The sequence below is a fragment of the Gammaproteobacteria bacterium genome (assembly GCA_029862005.1).
Classification (GTDB): domain Bacteria; phylum Pseudomonadota; class Gammaproteobacteria.
Genome location: JAOTYD010000075.1, coordinates 1 through 5,063 on the forward strand (window position 1 = coordinate 1; position 5,063 = coordinate 5,063).

Below are 5,063 nucleotides of genomic sequence, written 5' to 3' on the forward strand. Positions count from 1 at the left end.
CGCCGCCAGAATGCCGATCGGGATGCCGATCAGGCAGGCGATGATGACCGACAGGCCGCACAGGTAAAGCGTGACCATGGCCTTGGCCCACAATCCGACCACGGCAATGAAAGTGGTCATGCTCGCCGTCAACAGGCCGAGACGCCAGCCACCGAGCTGCCAGCCACCGAGACCCACCATCGCCACCACCGCAATCCACGGCAACGACAGCAGGAAGCGCTTGAAAGGCACCATGATATTGAGCAGCAGGAAGTTCTTGAAACTCTCCAGCGCGTCGAAGTAATTGACGTTGATGTAGCGTACCAGGTCGCCCCAGAATGATCCGGTCGTAATCTGCCAGCTTTCGGGGTAGGTGCTAATCGCAGGCAGGTAAATACCCAGCAGCCAGGTCACGCTGACAACGATGACGAAAAGGATCGCGTGCGGATGACGCTGCCACAGGCTTTGCTGCACGCTACTGTGCCGTGGCGGCGGGCGATTGGCGTAAGCCTGGCTCAGGCGATCGAGCGCGATCGCGAGCAGGGTAATGGCCACGCCGGCCTCGACGCCCTCGCCGATTCTGAGGCGTCTGAGTGCGGTCAGCACATCGTGGCCGAGTCCGCCGGCGCCGATCATCGAGGCGATGATAACCATATTTAACGACAGCATGACCACCTGGTTGACCCCGACCATCAGCGAGTGTTTGGCGGACGGCAACAACACCTTCCACAACAACTGGCGACGCGAGCAACCGGCCATCGAGCCAGCTTCGACGATCTCGGTGGTGATATGTTCCAACGCCAGTAGCGTCACCCGCACCATCGGCGGCATCGCGTAGATGATGGTCGCGATCATCGCCGATACCGGGCTGAAACCGAACAACAGCAGCACCGGCACCAGGTAGGCAAACACCGGCACGGTCTGCATCAGGTCGAGAATCGGCACCAGCACCATGCGAAAGCGATGCGAACGGTGACCGAAAATACCAAGCAGCACGCCACCGACGACACCAACCGGCACCGCGATGATGATCGAGCTGAGCGTCACCATCGCGCTGTCCCATTGCCCGAACACCACCAGGTAACCGAAACAGCCACCGACCAGCAACGCCAATTTCCAGTCGCGCACGTAGTGCCCGAACAGCATCACCCCAGCGACCAGCGCCACCCACGAAATCCGCGGGAAAACCTGCACCGCGTCGCTGCCGACTCCGCTTAAAAAACCAGTCGATAACAGGCTTTTGACCAGCGTGTAAGGCTGTTCGACCAGCAACGCAATCCAGCGGGTGAATTCCTTGAAGGTAAACAGGCCCAGGTCGAAGCTGTTGATCAGCCATTTCATGAAACCCGTAATCCAGCCGGCCAGTGGAATTTGCCACGCGCGCGGGTACTTGAATGCCCACGGCAACGACTCCTTCGACAGCATCAGCAGGACGGTAACCCCGATTATCAGACCCCAGAACACAACCCAGCGGTTCAACGTCAACGACGCCGGCGGGGCCACTTGGATCGACGCGTGACTCATTCCTTTTGCTGCGGTGACGAAAGCAAATCAACGACAACATCGCGCGGCAAGGCGCCGACGGTGTTGCCGGCGTCGTCATGTACCGCAAAAACTGCGCCGCGGTCGGCGTTCAGAATCGCATCGAGCTGGGTTTCGATCGAGACATTCGCCAGTACTGTGCCGGCAAAACTGTCGCCATCAACGTCACGCATGATCGCGCCCGCGCTCAACACCTTGGCGCGCGGAATCCCCCGGGTAAATTCTTCGACATAGTCGGTGGCGGGATTGAGTACCAACTGCTCCGGCGTGCCGATCTGGATGATGGCGCCGTCTTTCATGATCGCGATGCGGTCGGCGAGCCGGATTGCCTCGTCGAAATCGTGCGTGATGAAGACGATGGTTTTGTGCAAAACGTTTTGCAGGCGCATGAACTCGTCCTGCATTTCGCGGCGGATCAACGGATCGAGCGCAGAGAAAGGTTCGTCGAGAAACCATATATCAGGCTCGGCCGCGAGCGAACGTGCGATGCCAACGCGCTGCTGTTGCCCGCCCGACAGTTCCCGTGGGTAATACTGTTCGCGCCCTTCCAGCCCCACCAGCTTGACGACTTCGAGCGCACGTTGTTCACGTTCTGCCCTGCCGAGACCCTGGACTTCGAGCGGCAACGCAACATTACCGAGTACGGTGCGGTTAGGCAGCAACGCGAAGTGCTGAAACACCATGCCCATCTTATGCCGGCGCATGTCGATCAGTTCCGCCTCGCCGACTTTCATCAGGTCCTCGGATTCAAAGTAGATTTCCCCGGTACTGGGTTCGATCAATCGCGTCATGCAACGCAGCAGGGTCGACTTGCCCGAGCCGGACAAGCCCATGATGACGAAGGTTTCACCTTCAAATACGTCGAAACTGGCATCGCGTACCGCGCCGATATAACCGCCATCGTCGAACGCGGCCTCGTCCACGCTACCGTCGGCGGCAATCAGCGACGCGACGTTGGGCCCGAAAACCTTCCACACATGTTTGCAGCTTATCTTGATCGAGGATTCGGTTGCATGCGGGCGATCGCTCGCTGGCAGGTCGGGCATCAATACCTCATCCGGAACAACCGGGAATCGTCGTCATAACATAGCAAAGCTGGGCCGGTGTAATGCCCGCGACCCAGCTTTAACGGATTGCCGCTTTACCTGATCCAGGCCTTCCAGGTGGATTCGTTGTCGCGCATCCACTTGGCAACGGTCTCGTCTACCGACTTGCCTTCGAGGTCCACCTCGACGATCATCTGGCTCATCGCGGCATTGTCGATTTTGAAATTACGCACCGCCTTGTAAGCGCCCGGCCATTTCTTCTCGCCGTCTTTCCAGCCGACCTTCTTGATCCAGCCGAAAGGCTTGCCGCAATCGTAGGCCATGCTCTTGTTCATGCCCCAGCTCGCGTCTTCATAGCAGGCATCGGTGTACTCGGGAAACTCGACCCATTCACCCTCGTACTTGGCCACCGCCCAGTGCGGAGCATAAACCCACAGCAAAATAGGCGCCTTGCGTTGAATCGCCGATTCGAGTTCAGAGAACAGTGCCGCATCGGTGCCGGCATGCACGACTTCGTAGTCGAGCTCGAGGGCTTCGACGCGCTCGTCATCGAACCCGGCCCAGGTGACCGGTCCGCCAAGATAACGCCCCTTCGGCGCAGTCTCGGGTGTCGAGAAGGCTTGTGCGCAATCGTTCAGTGCTTTCCAGTCGGGCAGTCCGGGGCAGCGGTCTTTCATATACATCGGATACCACCACTCCTCCTTGGCATCCATTCCGGTTTCGCCGAGATCGACGGTCTTGCCGGTCGCGAGCGATGCATCCATCGCCTGCTTGCCGGTGGTCTCCCACATTTCCATCGCGATGTGCAAATCGCCGGACTCGAGACCGGCGAACTGTGCGATGTAGTCGGCCTGGACATACTCGATGTTATAACCGGCCTTTTTCAACACCTCGCCCATCAGTGTCGTGGTCAGGTACTGCCCGGTCCAGTCGTGCAGGGTCAGTTTGATCGGATCTTTCGACTCAACGGCACCGGCCGGCAGGGCCAGGGCCGCGAAAACAGCAAACAGCAGGGCTTTCAGTGGTACGTAGCTGGATTTCTTGTTCATAGTTATATCCTCTTTTGGTTGGTCGCATATCTAAGCTGCGATTGGTGTGCTACTCAATCTTTTTCGCAAATTTCCCCGGACATGTCAATTCGGCGCCCGGGATGCCGGGTGCGCTGTCAGGTCTGCATGCCGACCGCCCCGACGTGCTGGTCGAACCCGGGGTCCGACATCAACGCCTTGCAGCGCTCAAAACGTCCCGTTGAATAAGCCCAGAAATCCTCGGCCGGATTACCATCGCTATGCTGGATCAATCCCCACAGCGTCCACAACAGATCGCACATGGCCTTGTAGATGATCATGCGGCCAAAATCGGCATCGCTCGCCTCGCCACCGTAATAGGCCTGGATCATTTCGATGTCCTGTTGCGGGGTAAAAGCCGCTTCCACCGACAGGTCGCCGAGGTCCCACAGCGGATCGTTCATGCCGGAATACTCCCAGTCGACAATCCACATGCGCTCGCCCGAATCGAGCAGGTTTTCGCAAAGCGGATCGCAGTGACAGGGCGCCAGCGCCGCGGGATTGCGGTTCAACGCCTCACGCACCGGTTGCGCCGCGTCGACAACATCGGCATAACCCGCGGGCAGTTCCGCCTTGCGCTGATCGAGGATCTTGAGGTAATCGTCGATCATCGCAAACAGTTCGAAGCGAAACTCGAAGGCTTCGGGCCAGTCGTGCATCTTTTTGAACGCCCGGCCAGCACGCGCAGCCGCACCGTCGCGCCTGGCGAACTCTTGCGGCGTCATCGTGACGATGCCGTCAATGTGCCGGCTCAACATGATCCCGCTCTTGCTATCGGCGTGAATGACTTCGGCAGAAACCCCCGCACGCGCGGCGACCTGGGCGTTGTGAGCTTCCACTACGCGGTCGATATATTCCTCGGTGCCCTTACCCGGAATCCGCAATACGTAGCGATCCGCACCGGTATCGATGCGATACACCAGGTTGGTTAATCCGCCCAGCCTTTCCGCAGTATAAGCGTCTGCCGCCAGATCCTCGAAACCCGGGATGCCGGTTAATACGCTGTGCACCTGGCCAGAATTGTCGTTCATGCTCGTGCCTCCTGATTTATATTTTTGAACCGTCTACTTCACCGCGGTAAAAAAGCCCCAGAACGAATCAAACGGGTCAGTGTCACTGCTGTCCCACTTATTTTCAAGCATGACGCAAAGATTTTTAATGATCAATTACTTAGCAGATATTTGAATATTGGAACATGAAATCATCTGCTAAGAATTCCGTAAGTTCGTCATACCGGCGAAAGCCGAAACGTCGGACCGCGGTATCCATTTCCCGGTTATCGACCCGGTAAAGTTATTTGAAAGAGACAAGCTTTGGAAACAACAAGTTATCTTGCCTGGGAAACAGGCGAAAATGGACCCCGCGGTCCGACGTATCGGCTCGTAGGCCGGGGTGACCACTCTAGCCTGGGGATATTGCCAGACGAATT

4 protein-coding genes are annotated in these 5,063 nt (G+C 58.0%); all 4 read right to left on the reverse strand.

Annotation, left to right across the window (positions count from 1 at the left end; genetic code table 11):
- A partial coding sequence (locus OES20_18700; GenBank protein MDH3636721.1) for an ABC transporter permease subunit occupies nt 1-1,458 on the reverse strand: 1,458 nt, incomplete at its 3' end.
- Between the two features lie 41 nt (nt 1,459-1,499).
- Entirely contained in the window at nt 1,500-2,567 is a 1,068-nt protein-coding gene (locus OES20_18705; GenBank protein ID MDH3636722.1) for a betaine/proline/choline family ABC transporter ATP-binding protein, read from the reverse strand.
- A gap of 95 nt (nt 2,568-2,662) precedes the next feature.
- Nucleotides 2,663-3,616, reverse strand: coding sequence for an ABC transporter substrate-binding protein (locus OES20_18710; protein MDH3636723.1), 954 nt, complete (start codon nt 3,614-3,616; stop codon nt 2,663-2,665).
- Nucleotides 3,617-3,732: 116 nt separating this feature from the next.
- Nucleotides 3,733-4,665, reverse strand: a complete 933-nt coding sequence (locus OES20_18715) for a phosphotransferase family protein (GenBank protein MDH3636724.1) — start codon at nt 4,663-4,665, stop codon at nt 3,733-3,735.
- Between the last annotated feature and the right edge of the window lie 398 nt (nt 4,666-5,063).